The 22,807-nt window shown below is 72.5% G+C and carries 22 protein-coding genes; 16 read left to right on the top strand and 6 right to left on the bottom strand.

The window, feature by feature from the left end:
• Window positions 1–41: 41 nt before the first annotated feature.
• Window positions 42–1,205: a PucR family transcriptional regulator gene (locus tag ACFWB8_RS32085; protein ID WP_385235076.1), complete on the bottom strand. Its 1,164-nt coding sequence runs from the start codon at window positions 1,203–1,205 to the stop codon at window positions 42–44.
• A 458-nt stretch (window positions 1,206–1,663) separates the two neighbouring features.
• Between ACFWB8_RS32085 and ACFWB8_RS32080 the strand changes: the two genes are divergently transcribed.
• The 15 genes from ACFWB8_RS32080 (at window position 1,664) to ACFWB8_RS32010 (ending at window position 17,849) form a co-directional block, all read left to right on the top strand.
• Window positions 1,664–2,620: a hypothetical protein gene (locus ACFWB8_RS32080; protein ID WP_385235073.1), complete on the top strand. Its 957-nt coding sequence runs from the start codon at window positions 1,664–1,666 to the stop codon at window positions 2,618–2,620.
• On the top strand, window positions 2,617–4,065 hold the full coding sequence (locus ACFWB8_RS32075) for an NADH-ubiquinone oxidoreductase-F iron-sulfur binding region domain-containing protein (protein WP_385235070.1): 1,449 nt from the start codon (window positions 2,617–2,619) through the stop codon (window positions 4,063–4,065). Before ACFWB8_RS32080 ends, ACFWB8_RS32075 begins: the two co-directional genes overlap by 4 nt.
• 149 nt (window positions 4,066–4,214) lie before the next feature.
• Window positions 4,215–5,231 (top strand): SCO0930 family lipoprotein, encoded by a 1,017-nt coding sequence (locus ACFWB8_RS32070; RefSeq protein WP_385235067.1) that lies wholly within the window; start codon window positions 4,215–4,217, stop codon window positions 5,229–5,231.
• Window positions 5,232–5,283: 52 nt separating this feature from the next.
• Window positions 5,284–5,778, top strand: a complete 495-nt coding sequence (locus ACFWB8_RS32065) for a hypothetical protein (RefSeq protein ID WP_385235064.1) — start codon at window positions 5,284–5,286, stop codon at window positions 5,776–5,778.
• Between the two features lie 158 nt (window positions 5,779–5,936).
• The gene (locus tag ACFWB8_RS32060) at window positions 5,937–6,353 is read left to right on the top strand and encodes a YciI family protein (RefSeq protein WP_385235062.1); all 417 of its coding nucleotides are present in this window, start codon (window positions 5,937–5,939) and stop codon (window positions 6,351–6,353) included.
• Window positions 6,354–6,436: 83 nt separating this feature from the next.
• Window positions 6,437–7,654 (top strand): RNA polymerase sigma factor, encoded by a 1,218-nt coding sequence (locus ACFWB8_RS32055; RefSeq protein ID WP_385235079.1) that lies wholly within the window; start codon window positions 6,437–6,439, stop codon window positions 7,652–7,654.
• 18 nt (window positions 7,655–7,672) lie between these two features.
• Window positions 7,673–8,017: an urea transporter gene (locus ACFWB8_RS32050; RefSeq protein ID WP_385235059.1), complete on the top strand. Its 345-nt coding sequence runs from the start codon at window positions 7,673–7,675 to the stop codon at window positions 8,015–8,017.
• Window positions 8,018–8,392: 375 nt separating this feature from the next.
• Entirely contained in the window at window positions 8,393–10,018 is a 1,626-nt protein-coding gene (locus ACFWB8_RS32045) for an AMP-binding protein (protein ID WP_385235056.1), read from the top strand.
• A gap of 22 nt (window positions 10,019–10,040) precedes the next feature.
• Complete coding sequence (locus ACFWB8_RS32040; RefSeq protein ID WP_385235053.1) at window positions 10,041–10,571, top strand: acyl-CoA thioesterase; 531 nt, start codon at window positions 10,041–10,043, stop codon at window positions 10,569–10,571.
• Between the two features lie 103 nt (window positions 10,572–10,674).
• The gene (locus tag ACFWB8_RS32035) at window positions 10,675–13,080 is read left to right on the top strand and encodes a bifunctional salicylyl-CoA 5-hydroxylase/oxidoreductase (RefSeq protein ID WP_385235050.1); all 2,406 of its coding nucleotides are present in this window, start codon (window positions 10,675–10,677) and stop codon (window positions 13,078–13,080) included.
• A gap of 12 nt (window positions 13,081–13,092) precedes the next feature.
• Window positions 13,093–14,118: a carbon-nitrogen hydrolase family protein gene (locus ACFWB8_RS32030; RefSeq protein WP_385235047.1), complete on the top strand. Its 1,026-nt coding sequence runs from the start codon at window positions 13,093–13,095 to the stop codon at window positions 14,116–14,118.
• A complete protein-coding gene (locus ACFWB8_RS32025) occupies window positions 14,115–15,230 on the top strand; it encodes a cupin domain-containing protein (RefSeq protein WP_385235044.1) in 1,116 nt (371 codons plus the stop codon). The genes ACFWB8_RS32030 and ACFWB8_RS32025 overlap by 4 nt, the downstream gene beginning before the upstream one ends.
• A 17-nt stretch (window positions 15,231–15,247) precedes the next feature.
• Window positions 15,248–16,153, top strand: coding sequence for a fumarylacetoacetate hydrolase family protein (locus tag ACFWB8_RS32020; protein WP_385235041.1), 906 nt, complete (start codon window positions 15,248–15,250; stop codon window positions 16,151–16,153).
• Between the two features lie 9 nt (window positions 16,154–16,162).
• Complete coding sequence (locus ACFWB8_RS32015) at window positions 16,163–16,930, top strand: Asp/Glu racemase (protein ID WP_385235038.1); 768 nt, start codon at window positions 16,163–16,165, stop codon at window positions 16,928–16,930.
• Between the two features lie 76 nt (window positions 16,931–17,006).
• Window positions 17,007–17,849, top strand: a complete 843-nt coding sequence (locus ACFWB8_RS32010; RefSeq protein ID WP_385235035.1) for a PaaX family transcriptional regulator C-terminal domain-containing protein — start codon at window positions 17,007–17,009, stop codon at window positions 17,847–17,849.
• Here ACFWB8_RS32010 and ACFWB8_RS32005 read toward each other — a convergent pair.
• A complete protein-coding gene (locus tag ACFWB8_RS32005; protein ID WP_385235032.1) occupies window positions 17,846–18,139 on the bottom strand; it encodes a hypothetical protein in 294 nt (97 codons plus the stop codon). The genes ACFWB8_RS32010 and ACFWB8_RS32005 overlap by 4 nt on opposite strands.
• Window positions 18,140–18,264: 125 nt before the next feature.
• Between ACFWB8_RS32005 and ACFWB8_RS32000 the strand changes: the two genes are divergently transcribed.
• On the top strand, window positions 18,265–18,456 hold the full coding sequence (locus tag ACFWB8_RS32000; protein ID WP_385235029.1) for a hypothetical protein: 192 nt from the start codon (window positions 18,265–18,267) through the stop codon (window positions 18,454–18,456).
• A 36-nt stretch (window positions 18,457–18,492) separates the two neighbouring features.
• Here the strand turns inward: ACFWB8_RS32000 and ACFWB8_RS31995 are convergent, their stop codons facing one another.
• The 4 genes from ACFWB8_RS31995 to ACFWB8_RS31980 form a co-directional block, all read right to left on the bottom strand.
• Window positions 18,493–19,152 carry a DUF2278 family protein gene (locus ACFWB8_RS31995; RefSeq protein ID WP_385235026.1) on the bottom strand — a complete coding sequence of 220 codons (660 nt, stop codon included), beginning with the start codon at window positions 19,150–19,152 and terminating at the stop codon, window positions 18,493–18,495.
• A gap of 108 nt (window positions 19,153–19,260) precedes the next feature.
• On the bottom strand, window positions 19,261–20,703 hold the full coding sequence (locus ACFWB8_RS31990; protein WP_385235023.1) for a GH1 family beta-glucosidase: 1,443 nt from the start codon (window positions 20,701–20,703) through the stop codon (window positions 19,261–19,263).
• Window positions 20,704–20,804: 101 nt separating this feature from the next.
• Window positions 20,805–21,698 carry a carbohydrate ABC transporter permease gene (locus ACFWB8_RS31985; protein WP_385235020.1) on the bottom strand — a complete coding sequence of 298 codons (894 nt, stop codon included), beginning with the start codon at window positions 21,696–21,698 and terminating at the stop codon, window positions 20,805–20,807.
• 4 nt (window positions 21,699–21,702) lie between these two features.
• On the bottom strand, window positions 21,703–22,734 hold the full coding sequence (locus ACFWB8_RS31980) for a carbohydrate ABC transporter permease (RefSeq protein ID WP_385235017.1): 1,032 nt from the start codon (window positions 22,732–22,734) through the stop codon (window positions 21,703–21,705).
• Window positions 22,735–22,807 lie beyond the last annotated feature (73 nt).

The raw sequence follows: 22,807 nt of genomic DNA, 5'->3' as shown, positions 1-22,807 counted from the left end.
GGCGGGGGGCCGGGGACCGCCCGGTGCGGGGAGGCCCGGGCCTACAGGCCGTTGACGCGGGCCATGCGGCCCACGCCCAGCGGTGGCCGGAAGTCCGCCGTCACCGGGCGCGGCCGGCGGCCCGCCCGGGAGTTCTGGCGCCGGACCTGCGCCATGAGGCGGCGGCTGCGCAGGGCCATCTCCAGCTCGAAGCGCGTCCGCGGATCACGCAGACCGGGCCCGAAGAGCTTCTCCAGCTGCCGCATGCGGTAGCGCACGGTCTGCGGGTGCACGCTCAGGGCCTTCGCCGCCTCGGGCGCCCCGCCGCCCTCCAGCCAGGCGAGGAGGGTGACTTCGAGCCGTTCGCTCTGGCGCGGGGTGAGGTCCGCGAGCGGCCGCAGCCAGCGCGCGGCCAGCGCGTGTGCCAGGGGCTCGTCCTGGAGCAGCAACAGCGTCGAGAGGTGGTCGTCGACGAAGACGGCCCGCGCGTCCAGGCCGGCCCGGGCGGGGGTCAGGGCCAGCAGCCGCAGTGCCCAGCGCAGCGAGGAGGCGGTGTCCCGGAGGGCGACGGTGTGGCCGACGGCGGCGAACCGGCCGCGCAGCGCGGCCTCCAGAGCGGTACGGGCGTCCGGGTCCTGGTCCGGGACGAGCAGGCAGGGCTGGCCGCCGACCATGCCGGGCAGGCCGTCCTCGAGGACGGCCGCGAGCTGCTGGGTCTCGCCGGGTGTGGCGAGGGCGATGGCGCGTACGGCCGAGGGGAGTGGCCAGCCGGCCGTCGCGGCGAGCTCCGCGAGGGCAATTTCAGACATGGTCATGTCACCCGTAAGAGCGGTGAAGAGCTCGCGCCGGGCCCGCTCGGGCGCCGGCCCGAGGCCTTGTGAGGGCACGACGGTCAGGGGTGGGGGCGACTGCCGTACCCTGCCCGGTTCCTGATGTCCCATGGCCAGTTCCTGATCCCGGCCGTGGTCCTCGACCAGGCCGTGTTCGGGGTCCGGCTGCCGGCCGTGGTCGGCCGGCTCGCGGTAACCGAGGGTGGTGAGCAGGCCCGCCTCCACCCGGTGCCTGACCACGTCCTCACCGATGTCCTCGACCAGCTCGGCGAATCCGGGGATCCCCTCCCGGAGTTCGTCCACTATCCCGGCGGCCAGCGCGGGCAGCTCCCTTCGCAGGACCCGGGTCCACTCGCCGCGGGGGCGGGACCAGATGCGGTTCAGAAGTTCGCACATTGTTACCTCGTTCATGCCGGGGTACGGCCCGCCCCGTGGAAGGGTGACCAGCCTGCCGAGGCCGCCGCCCCCGCCACCGGCCGGTGCCGGCGGGTGAGTTGAGCACCTCGTACTCCCTCCAGGAGCGCGCCATCCACTTGCAGTCCCGCGGCTTTGCCTCGAATTTGCCGTCGGGGAGGTGTGGGGGCGGACAAGGCCTGGACCCGGTCGCCACCACACCGTTGGAAGGGAATCTTCCGGGGGTGTTCGATGTGATGATGCCGTGGCCGCCAGAACTTGTCACGATTCGATAAATACCGTGGAGCCGTTGCGGAGGTCCACGATGCTTCTGCACTCCGGCCCCCGCTCCCGGTCGGCGACGCATCCATCTCCCGCCCACCGCGGAGCAGTTCCGACGAGTGCCCCGGGAGCCGAGTGCGAGGTGGAGCGCTCGGGACCCGGGCGTATGGGAGAACCCGATGCCCTTGCCCCACACCCGTATGCCCCGCTCCCATCGGGCCCGGCGCACCAGACGGCATGCCGGCGCGGCCACCGCCGCGGCCGTCGGGCGGCGGGCCGTGCGGCGCCCGCCCCTGCTGTCCGCCGCCGGCGGCCCCAACCCGGCAGCCCTGTTCGTGGGCGCCCTCGCCGCCCTGGCCTCCCTGACCGTGGCCGTCCGGGCGGGCGTCCTCGGCCACCTGTGGGACTTCCTGGACTTCGGGGCGGGCGTGCTCTCGCTCGTCTCGCTCACCTCCGCCGTCCTGTGGGGCCTGGCGGCCACGGACCGTACGCTGCTCACCTCGGGGCACCGGATCATCGCCCAGGCGGCCCACCGCGGCCTCGCCGTCTCGGGGCTGGGCTTCCTCGCCCTGCACGTCTGGGTCAAGGTCGCCGAGGCGCAGACCGCAGCCGCCTCCGTAGTCGTGCCGTTCGCGGACCGGGACCAGCCCGTACTCATCGGACTCGGCACCCTGGCCGGGTACCTCTTCGTCGCCGTGGCCGTCTCCGGCGCCGTCCGCAGCGCCTTCGCCACCAAGGGCCGGTCCGTGTGGTGGCGCGCCCTGCACATGGGCGCCTACCCGGCCTGGGGCGCCTCGCTCGTCCACGGCCTCAAGTCCGGGCGCCCCGCCAGTGGATGGGTGACCGTCGCGTACGGCCTCTGCCTCATCGGCGTCGCGGCCGTACTCGCGCTGCGCCTGCGGGCCAGGCTGCGCGCCGCGGCCGCCCGGCCCGCGGCCCCGGCCCCGTCCGCCGCCCCCAAACCGCCGCCCGAGCGGCCGACGCGGCCCCCGCGGCCCTTCGTCCGCCAGCCCGTGGAGCAGCCCACGGCGCTGCTGACCGCGCGACTGGCACGGCAGTTGGCCCAGCCGCCCGGTGAACAGACCCTCGAACAACCCCTCGTCCTGCCGTCATCGGCCGGCCGGGGCCCGCGATGACCGGGGTCACGCGCCCGGCCCTCGGCTGCGTGGGGCAGCCGAGGCTGCTGGCCGGGCTCGACGCCGCCCCGCGCCTCGACCGGGTGGGCCACCTGACCGTGCACGGCGCGCTGCCCCCGTACCCGGGCGACGCCCTGGTGGAGCTCGCCGAGGGCATCGACCTCAGGGGCCGCGGCGGGGCGGGCTTTCCCTTCGCCCGCAAACTCCGGGCCGTCACCCGGTCCGCCCGGGCGCGCGAGGGACGTACCGCGGTCGTCGTCAACGGCAGCGAGGGAGAGCCCAGCTGCCTCAAGGACACCGCCCTGCTCCTGCACGTGCCGCACCTCGTGCTCGACGGAGCGCTGCTGGCCGCCGCGGCGCTCGGTGCGCAGGACATCGTCGTCGGCGTGACCCGGGAGGACGTGGAGCAGTCGCTGCGCGCCGCCGTGGCCGAACGCGGACCGGCCGGCAGCCGGGTCCGCGTCGTCAGACTCCCCGAACGCTTCGTCACGGGCGAGGGGACCTCCCTCGTCAACGGGCTCGACGGCGGCTCCTCGCTCCCGTCCGGACAGAAGGTCCGCACCAGCGAACGGGGGCTGGGCGGCGTGCCCACCCTGCTGTCCAACACCGAGACCTACGCCCAACTCGCCGTCGCGGCCCGGCTCGGCGCGGCCGCCTACCGTTCTGCGGGCCTGCCGACCGAGCCGGGCACGATCCTGCTGACGGTCGGCGGCTCCACCGTGGTCGAGGTGCCGACCGGGACCTCGCTGGCGTACGTCCTGGACCTGTGCGGATCGGCCCCCGGCCAGGGCGTCCTGGTCGGCGGCTACCACGGCCGGTGGCTCGCTCCGGGCGCGGCGCGGGCGGCGGCCCTCTCCCGGGCCTCCCTCTCCGCGTTCGACGCCGTCCTCGGGGCCGGTGCGGTCCTCCCGCTGCCCGAGGACACCTGTCCGGCCGGCGAAGTGGCCCGGGTGGCCCGCTGGATGGCGGACGAATCGGCCGGGCAGTGCGGGCCGTGCGTCAGGGGGCTGCCGTCACTGGCGGGCGCGGTCGAGGACCTGGTGGGCGGCGGGGGGTGGCCCGCCCTGGAAGCCGTGGAGGCGCGGATGCGCGCGGTACGCGGGCGCGGCGCGTGCAGCCACCCCGACGGCACCTCGTCCTTCGTGGCCTCGGCGCTCGCCGTCTTCCCCGAGGAGTTCCGCGACCACGCGCTGGGCAGCGGGTGCGGGCGGCGCGTCCTGGGGGCGCTGCCACTGCCGGAGGACGAGAACCCGGAACGGCTCGTCGTGGACTGGACGCTGTGCAAGGGCCACGGGCTGTGCGTGGACCTACTGCCCGACGTCGTCCGGCTGGACGCCGACGGGTACCCCGCACAGGGCGTCATGCCGGTCCCCGGACGGCTGCGGCCGAAGGCGCTGCGGGCGGTGCGCCGCTGCCCGGCCCTCGCACTGCGCATTCAGGAATGAGCCGGCGGTGAACGGCCGCCGCCGGGCCGAGTTCACTCTTTGGCGCGATCTGATAAATTCCCGGGATTTCCAATTCGGCAAGCTGTGCGGGCCTTATGAATGAGCAGGCAAGCGAAATCCCCGGGCTGAACTCGAAGGAGTGAGTGATCGTGGACAACAGGCGTCGAGTGACAACGGCCGGATCGGTGATCGCGGTACTGATGCTGGCCGCGGGATGCGGAAGCGGCAGCGATACCGCCCGCAATGTGAATTCCGTGCAGCCGGCCAGTGACAGCAAGGCCCTGGGCGGCGGATACGACTCGGGCTACGGATCCGGATCCGGATACGGGTCGGACGGCTCGGGGGCGGCCCCCGCGGGGGCCGCGGGGGCGGCCGGGGCGTCGACCGCGGCGGCCGGGCAGCTGGCCGTACGGGAGATCGCGGACGTGGGCAGCGTCGTCACCGACAGCGCCGGGGCCACCCTCTACCGGTTCGACAAGGACACGGCCAAGCCCCCCGCCTCGAACTGTAACGGCGACTGCGCCAAGGCCTGGCCCGCGGTGCCGGCGGACGACGCCACGGTCTCCGGGGGCATGGACCCGGCGGCGCTCGGCGCGGTGACCCGGTCCGACGGCACCCGGCAGCTGACGCTCGGGGGCTGGCCCGTGTACCGGTACGCCAAGGACGGCGGGCCGGGCGAGGCGAAGGGCGAGGGCGTCGGCGGCACCTGGCACGCGCTGGCGTCGGACGGAAAGAAGGCCATCGACAAGAAGGGTGCGGAAAAGGGAGGAGGAGCGGACAAGGAGGGGAAATCCGGCGAAGAACTCTCGGTGTCGGCCGATGCGAAACTCGGGAAGATCGTCGTGGATGGTGAGGGGCGCACCCTTTACCGCTTCGACAAGGACAGCGCCTGGCCGATGAAATTCGGCTGCCTCGACGCCTGCCTGGACACCTGGAAGCCCGCGGCCGCCGTGGACAAGGCGAAGGTGTCGGGAATCAACTCGAAACTGGTCGGCTCGGTGAAGCGCCCCGACGGAACGGAGCAGCTGACGATCGACTGCTGGCCGGTCTACCTGTTCACCGGCGACACCGCGCCCGGGCAGACCAACGGGCACAACAAGCAGGGACTCTGGTTCGCCGTCACCGACGCGGGCAAGAAGGTCCCGGCGGGTGGGGCGGGTGGGTGACCCGGCGGTGTCCCGCGCCCCGCGTGTCACGGGCCGCCACCTGGTGCCCTGCGTGGCCGTGCTCCTAGCGTCCCTGTGGTGCGGCGGGTGCGCCGCAGGGCACGGGACGGAGCACGCGACGGAGCCCGCGGCGGCCGCGGCGGCCGCGCCGGGCACCACGCTGGCGGAGATCGCCACGGCCCTCGGCTGCACCGCCGAGATCACCGTCGAAGCGGAGGAGCTGAAGGAGGGAGCGTGCGGTGCGGGGCAGGAGGCCTACCGCATGGCCACTTTCACCGCCGCCCAGGGGCAGCAGGCGTGGCTGGCGGAATCACGGATGTACGGCGGCACGTACCTCGTCGGGGACCGGTGGGTGGTGACCGCGGCCTCCGCCGAAGCCCTGACCCCCTTGCGCGAGCGCCTCGGCGGAACCATCGAGACCGGGGCCTCCCACGGCTCGGAACACGGCTCTGAGCACGGCGCGGAGCACGGATCGGAACACGGATCGGAACACGGTGCGGAGCAAGGCGCCGCACCCGGCACGGAGCCCAGCCCGGGGCCTTCCTGACGTGAACGCGGTGCGGCGCCCCGCCGCACCGCGTCGCGGCCGTCCGTTTCGAGTGCGGCCTGGCGGCGCCGCCCGGACGTGTCGAGAATGGAGCGACGGCTACGACGTCCCATGTGAGAGGCCCCCCAGGGGGTCGCGATCACAAGGAGTGACACGCCATGAAGTACATGCTGATGGTCCTCGGGAAGCAGGCCGACTACGACGCCATGGCAGGCACGGCGAGCGAGGGCAGCCCCGCCTGGTCCGAGCAGCAGCGCAAGGCGATGTTCGAGCACATGGGGTCGCTGAACGACGATCTCGCCGAGTCCGGAGAGTGGGTCGACGGCCAGGGGCTGGCCGAACCCCGGCAGGCCCGGTTCGTGACCGCCGCGGCGGACGGCACCCCGGTGGTGTCCGACGGCCCGTACGGAGAGGCCAAGGAGGTGCTCGCCGGCTATTGGATCGTGGACGTCCCGAACTTCGAACGGGCCGCCGAGATCGCCGCGCGCGCCCACGCCTGCCCGGCGCCTGAGGGCGCCCCGAACCATCCGGTCATCGTGCACCCCGTGGACCAGGGCCCGGGGACCGAAATGTGACAGGCGACCCGGCCGCCCCCGGCGAGCACGCAGGGGGCGGCGAAGACCCCCAGGGCACCGAAGACCCCGAGGGCACCGAAGACCTGCTGCGCCGACTGACTCCCCAGGTCCTCGGCGCCCTCGTGCGCCGCTACGGGAACTTCGACGCCGCCGAGGACGCCGTGCAGGACGCGCTGCTCGCGGCCGCCGCGCAGTGGCCCGACCGGGGCCGGCCGCGCAACCCGCGCGGCTGGCTGATCAGGGTCGCCTCCCGCCGGCTCGTCGACCGGCTGCGCAGCGAGGAGGCGCGCAGACGGCGCGAGGAGACGGCCGCGGCGCTGACCCCGCGCGACGAGTTCGAGTCGCCGCCGCCCGGGGAGGGCCGCACCCCCTCCGAGGACGACACCCTGACCCTCCTCTTCCTGTGCTGCCACGCGGAACTCTCACCGGCCGCCCGGATCGCCCTCACGCTGCGCGCCGTGGGAGGGCTGACCACCGCGGAGATCGCCCGCGCCCATCTGGTGCCCGAGGCGACGGTGGCGCAGCGGATCAGCCGGGCGAAGCAGCGCATCAAGGCTTCCCGAGTGCCCTTCGGGCCGCCGCCGCGGGAGGAGTTCGCGCAGCGGCTGGCCGACGTACTGCAGGTGCTCTACCTGATGTTCAACGAGGGCTACACCGCCAGCTCGGGCCCGGAGTTGCTGCGTGCGGACCTCGCCGCCGAGGCGATCCGCCTCACCCGGGCCGTGCGCCGACTGCTGCCCGGGGACGGCGAGGTGGCCGGGCTGCTGGCCCTCATGCTCCTCACCGACGCCCGCCGGCCGGCCCGTACCGGCCCCGACGGCAGCCTGATCCCGCTCGCCGAACAGGACCGCGCACGCTGGAACCGCGAGGCCATAGCCGAGGGTGTCGCCCTGGTCAGCGGCGCACTCACCCACAGCCGGCTCGGCCCGTACCAACTGCGCGCCGCCATCGCGGCCGTTCACGACGAGTCGGCGGGTGCCGAGGACACCGACTGGGCGGAGATCCTCGCCCTGTACGAGCTCCTGATCCACTTCGCCCCGGGCCCGATGGAGCATCTCAACCACGCGGTGGCGAAGGCGATGGTGCACGGCCCCGAGGCCGGGCTCGCGCTGCTGAAGGAACTGGACGAGGACGGCCGGCTCGCCGGCCACCACCGCCTGGACGCCGTACGGGCCCACCTGCTGGAGATGGCGGGCGACCGGCCGGCGGCGCGCGCCGCCTACGCGAGGGCCGCCGGGCGGACCTTGAGCATCCCGGAACGGCGCTACCTCCGGGCCCGCGCGGCCCGCCTCGCGCAATAGCCGAGCGCCCAGCGCGGCGTGTTCCTCGGCGCGGCGCTGTTCGCGTCGGGCTGGCAGTGCGGCCTGTACGGACACCTCGGTGCTTCGGCCGGAACCGCCACCGCCCATCTGCTGGTCATCCACCGGGAGTTGATCGCCGCGGGTCCGCGCGGATCCAACGGCTGCCTGGTCTCCACGGCGTTCGCCGTATTTCTCGCAGCCGGCCACCTTTCGACCTGGGACGCCGTACGCCGCCGGCTCGTCGGCGTACCGGCACCGGCCATACGGAAGACGGGAACTCCTGGCGTCCACGGGCCCGTTCCGACGAGAGGGGCAGCCGCCACCATGCCAGTGGCTACGACACGGGCGTCACCGCCTGGATGATGGCGAGCACCGCCGTGGTGCTGCTGATGATCCCCGGCCCCTCAACGGCCAGCTCGCGGCGGGCGCGGCACCGTCCCCTGGTAGCGCGTGTAACTTACACGGAGCGGCTGGCCTGCGGCGATGGCAGGGGCGCCCGGGTGCAGCCGTGGCCCGCCGCTGCGCTCCCGAAGGACCCGAGGCGCCCCGCTTCGTGGTGATTGTCCGAAATGATTGAACCCCTCTCCGGGGAGGTCTACTGTGTTACACGTGTAACCAAGCGGGTGGCCGCGCAACACGCTGTTAACAAAATCGAATATCGCGGATCATTGACGGTCGCCAGATTAGCGAGATACTTGCTCCACTCTCCCTGCTGCCCCGAGATTGAGGTGCCGCCCCATGGAGCTCTCCCCGTCCGCCCATGTCGATACGTTCTGTCGCGATCGGCTCCCGCCCTTCTCCCTCTGGCCCGAACTGCACTTCGACCTGCCGGAGTTGCACTATCCGGACCGGCTCAACTGCGCCGAGCGGCTGCTCGACGAAGCCGTCCGGCGCTGGGGCCCCGACCGGCCCTGTCTGCTGACTCCCGCGGAGCGGTGGACGTACGGTGACCTGCTGGAGCGCGCCAACCAGGTCGCCCAGGTGCTCACGGAGGACTTCGGCCTCGTCCCCGGCAACCGGGTTCTGCTGCGCGGCCCCAACAACCCCTGGCTCGTGGCCACTTGGTTCGGCATCCTGAAAGCCGGCGGCGTCGCCGTCGCCACCATGCCGCTGCTGCGTGCCGGTGAGCTCGCCGAGCTGTGCGAGATCAGCCGGCCGGTCGTCGCCGTGTGCGACCACCGCTTCCTCGACGAGCTCACCGCCGTAGACGCCCCCGCCCTGGCCGTACTGGCCTACGGCGGCCCCGGCGAGGAGGACCTGGTCGCGCGCTGCGCGGCGAAGGCGGGGCGGTTCACCGGCGTCGCCACCGCGGCCGACGACGTCGCGCTGATCGCCTTCACCTCGGGGACGACCGGGCGGCCGAAGGCGACCCTGCACTTCCACCGGGACGTACTGGCCAACGCCGACACCTTCTCCCGCCATGTCCTGAGGCCCCGCCACGACGACGTGTTCACCGGGACCCCGCCCCTCGCCTTCACCTTCGGGCTCGGCGGCCTGGTGGTCTTCCCCCTGTACGCGGGCGCGGCCACCCTGCTGGTCGAACAGGCCACCCCGCAGCGGCTTGCCGACCTCGTGGAGGAACACGGAGTCACCGTGCTCTTCACCGCGCCCACCGCCTACCGGGCGATCATGGCCGCCGGTGCGGTGCGGCAGCTGGCCGGGCTGCGCCGCTGTGTGTCCGCGGGCGAGGCGCTGCCGGTCGCGGTGTGGGAGGAGTTCCACGCCGCCACGGGGCTGGGCATCATCGACGGCATCGGCGCCACCGAGATGCTCCACGTGTTCATCTCGGCTTCCGACGGCGAGATACGGCCCGGCTCGACGGGCCGCCCGGTCCCCGGATTCCGGGCCAAGGTGGTCGACGAGGCGGGTGAGCCCGTCCCGGACGGCCGGCCGGGCCTCCTCGCCGTCACCGGCCCCACGGGCTGCCGCTACATGGAGGACCCGCGCCAGAGCGCGTACGTGAGGAACGGCTGGAACATCACCGGCGACACCTACATACGGGACGCCGACGGCTACTTCTGGTACGTGGCCCGGAGCGACGACATGATCGTCTCCTCCGGGTACAACATCGCCGGCCCCGAGGTGGAGAAGGCGCTCGCCACCCACCCCTACGTCGAGGAATGCGGGGTCGTCGGAGCCCCGGACGGCCAGCGCGGAATGCTCGTCAAGGCGTACGTGATCCTGCGCCCGGGCGTCGCGCCCGACGGGGCGACCGTCAAGGAGCTCCAGGACCACGTGAAGCGGACCGTGGCGCCCTACAAGTACCCGCGCGCCGTCGAGTTCGTCACCGAGCTCCCGCGCACCAGCAACGGAAAGCTCCAGCGCGCCGAGCTGCGCAAGCGCGCCCACGCGCACACCCCCTAACAGTCGCACGAAAGGCACGGCCATGAGCACTCCCGCCCCCGCCCCCGGTCCCGCTCCCAGCCCCGCCCCCCGCCCGCGGCAGACGGCCTCCGCCCCGGCGGACAGCTGCGCCGCCGGATGCCCCGAAGCCCTCGCGCAGAACCTGCCCGGCGTCGTCATCGAGCGGCGCGTCGAATGGCCCGACACGGACGCGGCCGGCCATTACCACCACTCCACCGTCGTGCGCTGGGTCGAGGCGGCCGAGGCCGTCCTGCTGCGCCGACTGGGGCTGGCCCACCTCTTCGGCAGCACGCCCCGCGTCCACTTCGAGGCCGACTACCGGGCCCGACTGTGGTTCGGCGAGACCGTCCGTACCGAACTGCAGGTCGTCAAGGTCGGAACGAGCTCCCTGCACTACGCCTTCACCGTGCGCGGCGAGGGGGAGGCGGCCGCCACCGGGCGCATGGTCGTCGCCCACTCGGCTTCGCGCGCGACGGGATCCACGGCCTGGCCCGACGACGTGCGGGAGGTCCTCACCAAGTCCGGTCCGCAGGCCCCCGAGCTCTTCGCGTGAGCGGGAGCGACGAGCCCGGCCGCACCCACAGAATGTGTCGCATTCTTGACGTTCGCCAAATATGCAGCATATTCTGTCGTCTGGAACCACTAGGAGGAACACCGTGCGTGTAGCAGTCATCGGAGGAGGGCCCGGCGGGTTGTACTTCGCGGCCCTGGCCCAACAGCTCTCCCCGGAGTGGGAGATCACGGTCTGGGAGCGCAACGCCCGCGACGACGCGTTCGGCTTCGGCGTCGTCTTCTCCGACGAGACGCTCGACGGCATCGCGCAGGCAGATCCCGAGGTGTTCGCGGCGATGTCCGCGCGGTTCGCCCGGTGGAGCGACATCGACGTCCGCTACGGCGGCGAGGTCCACGTCTCCGGCGGCCACGGCTTCGCCGCCCTGGACCGCAACCGGCTGCGGGAGATCCTGCAGAAGCGCTGCGCGGAACTCGGGGTGGACGTGCACTACGGCACCCAGGCGCCGCCCGTCGGCCAACTCGCCGCCGAATACGACCTGGTGGTGGCCGCGGACGGGATCCGCTCCACGACCCGCGACACGTATGCCGGCAGCTTCCGGCCGGACCTGGACGAGCGCCACTGCCGCTACATGTGGCTGTCCACCGACCGGGTCTTCGAGGCCTTCACCTTCATCGTCGAGAAGCGGGACTTCGGCAGCGTCCAGGTCCACGCCTATCCGTACGACGGCGAGCGCAGCACCTTCATCGTGGAGATTGCGGAGGACGCCTGGCGGCGGGCGGGCTTCGAGGCCCTCGCTGACCGGGAGTTCGAGCGGGGCGAGAGCGACGAGGTGAGCGTGCGGCTGTGCGAGGAGATCCTCGCCGGGCACCTCGACGGTCACCGCCTGATCCCCAACGCCTCGAAGTGGATACGCTTCACGACCGTCCGCAACGCCTCCTGGCGCCACGGCAACGTCGTGCTGCTCGGCGACGCCGCCCACACCGCCCACTTCTCCATCGGCTCCGGCGCCAAGCTCGCGATGGAGGACTCCCTCGCCCTGGCCGCCTGCCTGCACGAACACCCCGACGTGGCCTCGGCGCTCGCCGCCTACGAGAGCGAACGCCGGCCGGTCGTCGAATCCACCCAGCGCGCCGCGCAGGCCAGCCTCGAATGGTTCGAGAGCGTCGGCCGCTACACGGCCCAGGAGCCCCCGCAGTTCGCCTTCAACCTCCTGACCCGCAGCCGCCGCGTCACCTACGACAACCTGCGCGTGCGCGACGAGCGATTCACCGCCGCGGTCGACTCCTGGCATGCCGAAGGGAGTTCGCTGCCGACCGCGCGGCGCGCCGGCTCCGCCGCCGTCCCGCCGATGTTCCGCCCGCTCCAACTGGGCGGTCTGCACCTGCGCAACCGCGTCGTCGTACCGCCCACCGCGCTGTACACCGCGCGGGAGGGCGTCCCGGGCGACTTCGAGCTCGTCCACCTGAGCACCCAGGCCCTCGGCGGCTGCGGCCTGGTCTTCGCCGGCATGACCGCGGTCAGCGCCGACGGCCGGGCCACCCCGGGCTGCCCCGGCCTGTACACCGACGAGCAGGAGGCCGCCTGGCGGCGCATCACCGACTTCGTCCACGGCCAGTCGGACACCTGCCTGGGCGTCCAGCTCACCCACGCCGGCCGCCGCGCCGCGACCGGCGTGCCCCGGCCGGACGGCAGGGCCGTCCCGCTCGGGGCCGAGGGCTGGCCGCTCCTCGCCGCTTCCCCGCTGGCCTGGGGCGCGGGCGCCGCCGTCCCGCGCGAGGCGACCCGCCAGGACATGGACGCCATCGCGGGCGACTTCACCGGCGCGGCCGAACGCGCGCACCGCGCCGGCTTCGACGCCCTGGAACTGCATTACGGCCACGGCCACTTGATGTCCGGCTTCCTCTCCCCGCTGACGAACGTGCGGACGGACGAGTACGGCGGGACCCTCGCCGGCCGGCTGCGCTTCCCCCTGGAAGTGCTCCGCGCGGTCCGGGCCGTGTGGCCCGAGGGCAAGGCGCTCGTGGTCCGCATCTCCGCCGCGGACTGGGCCGAAGGCGGCACCAGCGAGGCCGACGCGGTGGAGATCGCCCGCGCGCTCGGCGAGGCCGGCGCCGACGCGGTCGACGTGTCCACCGGCGAGGTCGTGGCGCACGAGCGGCCCCGGTACGGCCGCAGCTACCAGACCCCGTACGCCGACCTGATCCGCAACGCCACCGGCCTGCCCACCATCGCCGTCGGCGCGATCTCCACGTACGACGACGTGAACTCGATCATCCTGGCCGGCCGGGCCGACCTGTGCGCCGTCGGGCGGGCCCAGCTGCACGACCCGCTGTGGACCCTGCACGCGGCGGCCGCCCAGGGCTACAGCGGCCCGGCCGCGCCCTGGCCCGCCTCCTGGCGGGCGGGCAGCGGGCGCCCGCCGGGTGCGCGCACCGACCGCGTACCGCCCCGCCTGCAGCTGCTCCGCGAGGCTTCCGCACCCGTGCACCAGCGCTGGGCGCCGCGAACTCCCGTGGCCACTGCCGCTGCCGCAGCCGCCGCCCGCTGACCTGGAGGACCGATGGACAATCTGCCCCGCTTCACCGCCGCGGCCGTACAGGCGGCCCCCGTGTACCTGGACGCGGCCGCGACCGTCGACAAGGCGATCGCCCTCATCGCGCAGGCGGCGGCCGAGGGCGCCGAACTGGTCGTCTTCCCCGAGGTGTTCGTCCCCGGATACCCCTACTGGAACTGGACGATGAACCCGGTCCAGGGATCACCCTGGTTCGAGCGCCTCTACCGCTCGGCCATCGACGTGCCCGGCCCGTACGTCGACCAACTGCGCGCCGCGGCCCGTCAGTACGGGGTCGTCCTCGTCATCGGCGTCAACGAGCGCGGCCCGCACAGCCTCGGCGTCCTCTACAACACCCTGCTCACCATCGGACCCGACGGCGAACTCATCGGAGTCCACCGCAAGTTGGTGCCCACCTGGGCCGAGAAGCTCACCTGGACCGGCGGCGACGGCAGTTCGCTGAAGGTCCACCGGACCCCCGTCGGCCCGCTCGGCGCCCTCGCCTGCGGCGAGAACACCAACACGCTGGCCCGCTTCACCCTCCTCGCACAGGGCGAACTGGTCCACGCCTCCTGTTACATCGCCCTGCCCGTGGCACCCGCCGACTACGACATGGCCGACGCCATCGCCGTGCGCACCGCCGCCCACAGCTTCGAGGGCAAGGTCTTCTCCGTCGTGGCCTGCTCGACGATCTCCCCGGAGATCGTCGACGCCATCGCGGGGGAGGACGAGGACGTGCGCCGGATGCTCGCCCGCCCCCGCAGCGCCCTGTCCGGGATCTTCGGACCCGACGGCCGGCCCGTCTCCGAACCCCTGATCGACTCCGAGGGCATCGTCTACGCCGAGATCGACCTGGCCCGGTGCATCCAGCCCAAGCAGATGCACGACATCGTCGGCCACTACAACCGCTTCGACGTCTTCCAGCTCCACGTCGACAACCGTCCGCGCACCCCGGTGACCTTCACCACGGATCCGGCGCACGCCGCAGCGCCCCTCTGCCCCGAGAACCCCGCTTCCCCGAAGGAGGACGCATGACCACCGAGTACGACGACAGCCGACTGGGCCGAGCCCGGGTGTCCGACTCTCCCGAACTCTCCGCGTTCTACGGCGAACTGGCCCAGCTCGAAGCCGGCGCGCTGTGGACCGTCGCCAACGACATCGAGCCCTGGTACCCGCAGCCGAAGTCCGTACCCGTGCTGTGGCGCTACAGCGCCCTGCGGCCGCTGGTCCGCAAGGCCCTCGACCTGGTCAAGGCCGACGACGCCGGCCGCCGCGTGGTGATGCTCGTCAACCCGGGCCGCAGGGACGTCAGCGCCGCCGTCGGACTCCTCTACACCGGCCTGCAGATCATGGGCCCCGGAGAGGCCATGACCGCCCACCGCCACCAGGCCGCCGCCCTGCGCTTCGTCCACGAGGGCACCGGAGCCTGGACCATCGTCGACGGCCAGAAGCTCAGGGTCGGTCCCGGCGACTTCGCGATCACCCCGAACGGCACCTGGCACGAACACGGCAACGAAGCCGACGACGCCCCCGTCATCTGGCAGGACGGACTCGACATACCCCTGGTCAACGCCCTGGACGCCGGCTTCTACGAGGTCCACCCCGAGCTGTACCAGACCCCGGGAAAGGTCATCAACTCCTCCGTGCTGACCTACGGCGCGAACCTCCTGCCCTACGGCGTGGAGAAGTGGACCAGGCCCTACTCGCCGCTGCTGGCGTTCCCCTGGGAGCCCACCTACGAAGCCCTGCGCAAGCTGGCCAAGGCCACCGAGGGCTCCCCGTACGACGGCGTGATCGCCGAGTACACCAACCCGCTCACCGGCGGTCCGGTCATGCCCACCATGGGCGCCCACATGCAGCTCCTGCGGCCCGGCCAGGCGACCTCGGCCCACCGCCACACCGGCTCGGTCATCTACACGGCCGCCAAGGGGCACGGTGTCTCGGTGATCGCCGGACAGCGTTTCGAGTGGCGGCAGGGCGACATGTTCTGCGTCCCTTCCTGGGCCTGGCACGAGCACCACAACCTCGACCGGTCCGAGGACGCCTGCCTGTTCTCCTTCAACGACTTCCCGGTCATGCGCTCGCTCGGCTTCCACCGCGAAGAGGCGTACACCGACCACGACGGCCACCAGCCCGCCACCGCCTGACCCCGAGGAGCCACATCATGCGCCTGCTCACCTTCACCACCGGCCCCGACGCCCCGGAGCGCCTCGGCGTCGAGACCGACGGACTCGTCCTCGACCTCGCGCTCCTGGCCCACCGGGCCGGCGTCCAACTCCCGCACGATCTCATGTCGTTCATCCGGGCCGGAGCCGCCGCGCAGCAGACCGCCCGCGAACTCCTCGCCGCTGCCGCCGACCGGCCCGCCGGGGCGGTCCACCGGCTCGACGGCGTCACCCTGCGCGCACCGCTGCGTCCCGGCAAGATCATCGGCGTCGGGCTGAACTACGTGGAACACGTGGAGGAGTCCAGCCGGAGCCTGGACACCGACAAGGAGCGACCCTCGCGCCCGGTGCTCTTCAGCAAGCCCGCCACGGCCGTCACCGGCCCCGGCCAGCCGATCCTGCACAACGCCGACCTCACCACGCAGCTCGACTGGGAATGCGAACTCGCCGTCGTCATCGGCCGGACCGCCTTCCGCGTGAGCGAGGAGGAGGCGTACGACCACGTCTTCGGCTACGGCATCGTCAACGACATCAGCGCCCGCGACCAGCGGCGCTCCGGTCAGTGGTTCTTCTCCAAGGGCCAGGACTCCTACGCCCCCTTCGGTCCGGCCGTCGTCACGGCCGACGAGATCCCGGACCCGATGGACCTCGGCCTCTCGCTGCGCGTCAACGGCGTCACCAAGCAGAAGTCGAACACCCGGCACATGCTCTTCCCCATCGCCCGCCTCATCGCCGACATCTCCTCCGGCGTCACCCTCGAACCGGGCGACGTCATCGCCACCGGATCGCCCGCGGGGGTCGGCGCCGGCATGGTCCCGCCCGAGTTCCTGCACCCCGGCGACACCGTCGAGGCCACCGTCGAGCGCATCGGCACCCTGACCAACCCCGTCATCGACGCCCGCTGAGGAGCGAACATGTCCCGCCCCACCCACACCTACCGCATCGGCCAGATCGTGCCGAGCTCCAACGTCACCATGGAGACCGAGGTCCCGGCGATCCTGCGCGCCCGGGAAGCCATCGCGCCGGAGCGCTTCACCTTCCACTCCAGCCGCATGCGCATGACCCACGTGACCCCGGAGCAGCTGAAGGCCATGGACGCCGACTCCGACCGGTGCGCCGTCGAGCTCTCCGACGCCCACGTCGACGTGCTCGGCTACGCCTGTCTGGTCGCCATCATGAGCATGGGCCTCGGCTACCACCGCGCCTCCGAGGAGCGCCTGCACACCCGTACCGTGGAGAACGGCGCCCCCGCGCCCGTCGTGACCAGCGCCGGAGCCCTCGTCCACGGTCTGCACACCCTCGGCGCGAAGAAGATCGCCCTGATCGCCCCGTACATGCGCCCGCTGACCAAGACCGTCGTCGACTACCTCACCCACGAGGGCATCGAGGTGCTCGACTACCGGGCCCTGGAGATCCCGGGCAACCTGGACGTCGCCGCGCACGATCCGGCGCGCCTCCCCGGGCTCGCCAAGGCCCTGGACCACGCCGACGCCGACGCCGTCGTGCTCTCCGCCTGCGTCCAGATGCCCTCCCTGGGCGCGATCGAGGAAGCCGAACAGCTCCTCGGAAAGCCCGTCGTCTCGGCGGCCGTGTGCACCGCGCACCAGATGCTGCGCGCCCTGGACCTCCCGGCGGTGGCCCCCGGAGCGGGCCACCTCCTCTCGGGCGCCTACGCGGGATGAGCCGTCACCGGGACCTGGAGGGTGCCCCGCCCGCCCGGCTCGGTAGGATCGCGACCGCATACGACGGAAGGCGATCATGGCGGACAGTCCCCTCAGGCCCAGCTCGTTGATCAACACGGTGTACGGGGCGTTCCTGCGCCGTCTCGGCGGCTGGATCTCCGTGGCGGACCTGATCACGCTGATGGGCGAGCTGGACGTGGACGGCCCGGCGGTGCGCTCGGCGATCTCCCGGCAGAAGAAGAAGGGCGTACTCGAACCGGAGCGCCGCGGCGCCACCGGCTACCGGCTGAGCCCGGCCGCGCAGCCCGTCTTCGACGAGGGCGACCGGCGCATCTTCGGCAGCCTGGAACCGGCGAAGCTGAGCGACGGCTGGGCGATGGCCGTCTTCTCCGTACCGGAGTCCGAGCGCTCGTACCGCTACCAGCTGCGCACCCGGCTGACCTGGCTCGGCTTCGGCAACATCGCCCCGGGCGTGTGGCTGGCGCCCGGCCGGCTCCTGGGTGACGCCCGCGACATGCTGGTCCGGCTCGGGCTCAGCGACTACGTGCACCTGTTCGCCGCGGACTACGCGGCTTTCAGCGACCTGCCCGGGACGGTCAGCTCGTGGTGGGACTTCCCGGCGATCCAGGAGCAGTACGCCACCTTCACCCAGGCGTACGGCCCCGTCGCCGCCGGGCTCGCGCAGCAGCGCGAGATCGACGGCGACGAGGCCTTCCGCCACTACGTCCCGATGCTCACCCAGTGGCGCCGGCTGCCCTACCTCGATCCCGGCCTGCCCAGCGAGCTGCTCCCCGCGGACTGGAACGCGGTCGCGGCGCGCCGGATCTTCCAGGAACTGCACGAGGTGCTCGCCACACCGAGCCTGCTGCACGTACGGCAGGTCACCGGCCTGGTGGAGACGGACGGCCAGCCACGCTAGGACGCCGCCTGGTGCAGGCGCCGCCAGTAGCCCGCCGGGTCATCGACGGCGGTGGTGACCGAGTCGAGGGCCATGGTGGTGCGGGAGGTCGGCAGCTTGAACTGGTACGCCCAGACCGGCCGTCCGCGGGCCGCGCGCCGTTCGGCCAGCTCCAGCGCGGGCATCCGGAACAGGTCGTCGGTGATCAGATCCATCAGCACGTCCACCGGGCGGGCCCCCGGCCGTGCCTCCTCGTGGACCCGGCCCGGATCCTCGACCTGCTGCCGCGGCTGGGGGAGCGGCTCGGCCACCGCGGCGACCAACTCTCCGGTGGGGAACAGCAGATGCTCGCCATCGCCGGGCCCTGCTGGGCAACCCGCGGCTGCTGCTCCTCGACGAGCCGTCCGACGGCCTCGCGCCCGCGATCGTCGCGCAGGTGGGCGAGGTCATCCGCGAGGTGAGCGGGCAGGGCATGTCGGTGGTCCTCGTCGAGCAGAACCTGGGCCTCGCCCTCTCCGTGGCCCGGGAGGTGGCGGTCATGCGCAAGGGCCGCATCGTCCACCGCGCCACCTGCGCGGACTTCGCATCCCGCCCCGACGACCGGCGGCGTCTGCTGGGCGTCGAATGAGCGTACGCCCGCCGGCCGGCCGGCAGCAGCCATCCGTCAGACGGGGTGCCCGGCGGCGTCCGTGTGATCCTTCTGGGAGGAGAACTTGCTCAGGAACACGTCGTAGCGGCCGTCGGGGCGGCGGGTCAGCGTCGCGCCGTCCTGCCAGGTGCCGTTCTCGTCCCACCACGGGCTGTCGTACGGGTCGCCCTGGTTCTGATGGACGTTGTGCACGCCCAGGCCGACATCGAACGGTTCGCCGAACACCAGGATCGGCCGCCCGATGCCGAGGATCGTCTCGAGGGCGAGGGCCGCGTCGAGATTGGAACCCGTCTGCCACGGCCGGGAAGGCCTCAGCCACCGGTCGAGGAGCTCCCGCAGCCAACGGGGCAGCGGCCACGAGGGACGGACCGGGCGGCCGCGCAGGGCCGGATGGCGGATGTAGTCGAGGGCGCCGGACCCGGCCGTGCGCGCGAGGTCGTGGTACCCCGGCGCCAGTGCGGCCAGCGGGCCGAGCGCGGAGGCATCCACGGTGAAGACCTTCCACTGCACCCCGGTGTCGGAATCATGGCTGTCGACGTCGACGGCGCACTTGTACCGACCGTCGGGCGCATCCACCCTGAGGTTGACGTGGAACCACGCCCCCTCCATGTCGGGCGTGTCCCGGAAGTGCTGCTCCAGCGTTCCGGCCAGAACGCCGTAGTGGTCGAATGGCATGCCCCTCACTGAACCACCGGTCGGTCGCTCCGGCCATCAGGGCTCGGCCAAGCGGACGCTCCTCGCCCGCACAGGGGGAGAGGAGCATCCGCCCATCGGCGTAGCCGGCTACCCGTCGCCGGGAGCGTGCAGTTCACCCGTTCGCGCCACGCGCGCGTACCAGTGCGCGCTCGACTTGGGCGTGCGCTCCAGGGTGTCGTAGTCGACGTGGATCGCACCGAACCGCTTGGCGTAGCCGTACGCCCACTCGAAGTTGTCGAGCAGCGACCAGAGGAAGTACCCGCGTACGTCCACCCCGGCCACGATCGCCCGGTGCACGGCGTCGAGGTGCGCGTGCACGTAGGCGGCGCGCTCCGGGTCGTGGACCGTGCCGTCCGGGCCGATCTCGTCCTCGTACGCGGCGCCGTTCTCGCTGATGACGAGCGGCAGTCCGGGATAGCGGGCGGCGGTCCGGGTCAGCAGGTCGTACAGTCCGCCCGGGTCGACCGGCCAGCCCATCGCCGTGCGTTCGCCCGGCGCCCGGTGGAAGGCGACGTCGTCCGCGCCGGGCCAGGGCGAGTGCTCGCTGTTGCCGTGGCCGTCGTCCTGCGGCTTCTGCTCACCCTTCGCGACGTGCGAGACGACGGTCGGGGTGTAGTAGTTGACGGCGAGCAGGTCCAGGGGCTGGTGGCTCGTCGCGGTGTCGCCGTCCCGGACGAAGGACCAGTCCGTCAGATGGGCGGTGTCCGCGAACAGGTCCTCGGGGTAGGCGCCCTCCAGCATCGGACCGAGCCACACCCGGTTGCCGACGGCATCGATGCGACGGGCCGCCTCCCGGTCCTCGGGCGAGGGCGTCAACGGGCGGACCTCGTGGAGGTTGAGCGAGACCGCGAGCTGACCGCCCCCGGGCAGCGCGGCCCGCAAGGCCTGGACGGCCAGACCGTGACCGAGGTTGAGGTGATGGGCCGCGCGCAGGGCGGCCACCGGATCGGTGCGGCCCGGCGCGTGGACCCCCGAGCCGTAACCGAGGAACGCACTGCACCAGGGCTCGTTGAGCGTGATCCAGCGCTGCACCCGGTCTCCCAGGGCGTCCGCTACGAGGCCCGCGTACTCGGCGAACCGCTCGGCGGTCGAGCGCTCCGGCCAGCCGCCCGCGTCCTCCAACTCCTGCGGCAGGTCCCAGTGGTAGAGGGTGAGGGCGGGCTCGATGCCGGCGGCCAGCAGCTCGTCGACGAGCCGGCGGTAGAAGTCCAGCCCCTGCTGGACGGCCGGGCCCCGGCCGGTCGGCTGGACGCGGGACCAGGAGACGGAGAACCGGTAGGCACCCAGGCCGAGTTCGGACATCATCCGGACGTCGTCGCGGAACCGGTGGTAGTGGTCCACCGCCACATCACCGGTGTGGCCTTCGAAGACCTTGCCCGGGGTGTGCGAGAAGGTGTCCCAGATGGACGGCGTCCGGCCGCCCTCACGGGCGGCTCCCTCGATCTGGTACGCGGCGGTGGCCGTGCCCCACAGGAAGTCGGACGGGAAAGAGCGGACGGCGGTGAGCGGCCGGGTCTCGGACGCGGTCATAGGAGAGCGCTCCCAACACGAAGTACGGATGCGGTGCGGACAGGGGAGAGGGGGGAGGGGAGAAGGGGAGAAGGGGAGAAGGGGAGAAGGGGACGAGCGGGTCAGTTCTTGACGGCGCCGGCCGTGATGCCGCCGACGATGTGCTTGCCGAGCACGGCGAAGACCAGCAGCAGCGGCAGCGTGGAGATGAGCGCGCCGGTCAGCACCACGGCCTGGTCGACGGTGTGATTGCCCGCGCCGAGTCCGGCCAGGGCGACCTGGAGCGTCGGGTTCCCGTCGGGGGTCAGCGCGATGAAGGGCCAGAAGAAGTCGTTCCACGCCTGGACGAAGACGAGCATCCCGAGGACCGCCATCGCGGGCCGCGCCACCGGGAACACCACGTGCCAGATGATGCGCAGGCTGTGCGCGCCGTCCATCCGGGCCGCCTCCACCAGTTCCACCGGCAGTGCCTCGATGAGGAACTGGCGCATGAAGAACACGCCGAAGGCCGCGACCAGCGAGGGCAGCACGACCGACTGGAGCTGGTCGACCCAGCCGAGGTCGGTGATGATCTGGTAGAGCGGGATCACGCTGAGCTGCGGCGGGATCGTCATGGTCGCCACCACCAGCGCCAGCATGGCTCCCCGCCCCTTGAAGGGCAGCTTGGCGAAGGCGAAGCCCGCCAGGGTGGAGAACAGCACCGTGGACAGGGACACCAGCCCGGCCACGATCGTGGTGTTGACCAGTGCCTCGCCCATGTCGACCTGGTTCCAGGCGAAGGAGAGGTTGTCGAAGAGCCGGGGGCCGGGCAGCAGCGGGGCCGGGGCCTCGACCACGCGCTCGCCCGAGTGGGAGGCGGCGACGAGGTTCCAGTACAGCGGGAAGAGGGAGACCAGCGCGGCCAGGCCCAGCGCCGCGTAGGTCAGCGGACCCGCGTGGTGCTGACGGCCTGCCGACTGGCGAAGCCGCCTGGCGCGCGGCGCCGTGGCGGGGGGCGTGTCGAGTGTGCGGGCCATCAGGTCAGCTCCCCGGCTTCTTGCGCTTGTGGTTCGAGCGGGAGATCAACGTCTGGATGCCGCCTATGAGCAGCAGGAGCAGCAGCATCACCCAGGCGATGGCGGAGGCCTGGCCCAGTGCGCCGGTGACCCACCCCTTCTCGTACATGAGCAGGCTCAGCGTCTGGAACTGGTTCCCGCTGCCGCCGCTGATGCCGACGCTGCCGCCGAAGAGCATCGGCTCGCCGAAGAGCTGGGTGGCGCCGATGGTGGAGACGATGACCGTGAAGAGGATCGTCGGCCGGATGGAGGGGATGGTGACGCTGCGGAACTGGCGCCAGCGCGATGCCCCGTCCAGCGCCGCGGCCTCGTACAGGTCCGGCGGCACGGCCTGCATCGCCGCCAGGTAGATGAGCGCGTTGTAGCCCGTCCAGCGCCACGTCACGATCGTCGAAATCGCGATCTGCGCCGGCCACTTGGAGGACTCCCAGGCGACCGGCTCGAAACCGAGCCAGCCCAGCGCCGTGTTGATCAGGCCGTAGTCGGTGTTGAACAGCTGGGCGAAGACGAGGGTCGCCGCCGCGATCGAGGTGGCGTACGGGGCGAGGACCGCGACCCGGAAGAAGCCCCGGCCGCGGAGCTTGTAGTTGAGCAGATGCGCCAGACCGAGGGCCATCAGCAGCTGGGGGACGGTCGAGAGCACACCGATGGTGAAGGTGTTGGCGAGGGCGTTCCAGAAGAACTCGCTGGTCGCCAGGGAGCTGTAGTTCTCCAGCCCCTTCCACTGCGCGCTGCCGCCGAGTTCGACCCGGTGGAGCGAGAGCCAGCCCGTGTAGATCAGCGGGAAGAGGCCGAAGGCCGCGAAGGTGAGGAAGAAGGGGGCGATGAAGACGTACGGGATCGCCTTCATGTCCAGGCGGTGGAGCGCGCTGCGCCAGCCGCCGCCGCGGCCGGCGGGGTGCTTGCGGGAGCCGGGGGCGGAGCCGGAGCCGGAGGCGGAGGGCGATGCGGCGGGCGGCGGGGGGCCGCCACTCGTCGCCCGTACGGAGGTGGCCACGGGGGCGTCCTTCCAGGTCGGTGCGTGCGGTGGTGCGGACGGTCGCGGCCCCCCCCCCCCCCGCGGCGGGGGG

The sequence above is a fragment of the Streptomyces sp. NPDC060031 genome (assembly GCF_042736805.1).
GTDB lineage: Bacteria > Actinomycetota > Actinomycetes > Streptomycetales > Streptomycetaceae > Streptomyces.
The sequence above is the reverse complement of the archived record's forward strand: the minus strand, read 5'-3'. Positions and strand labels throughout refer to the sequence as shown.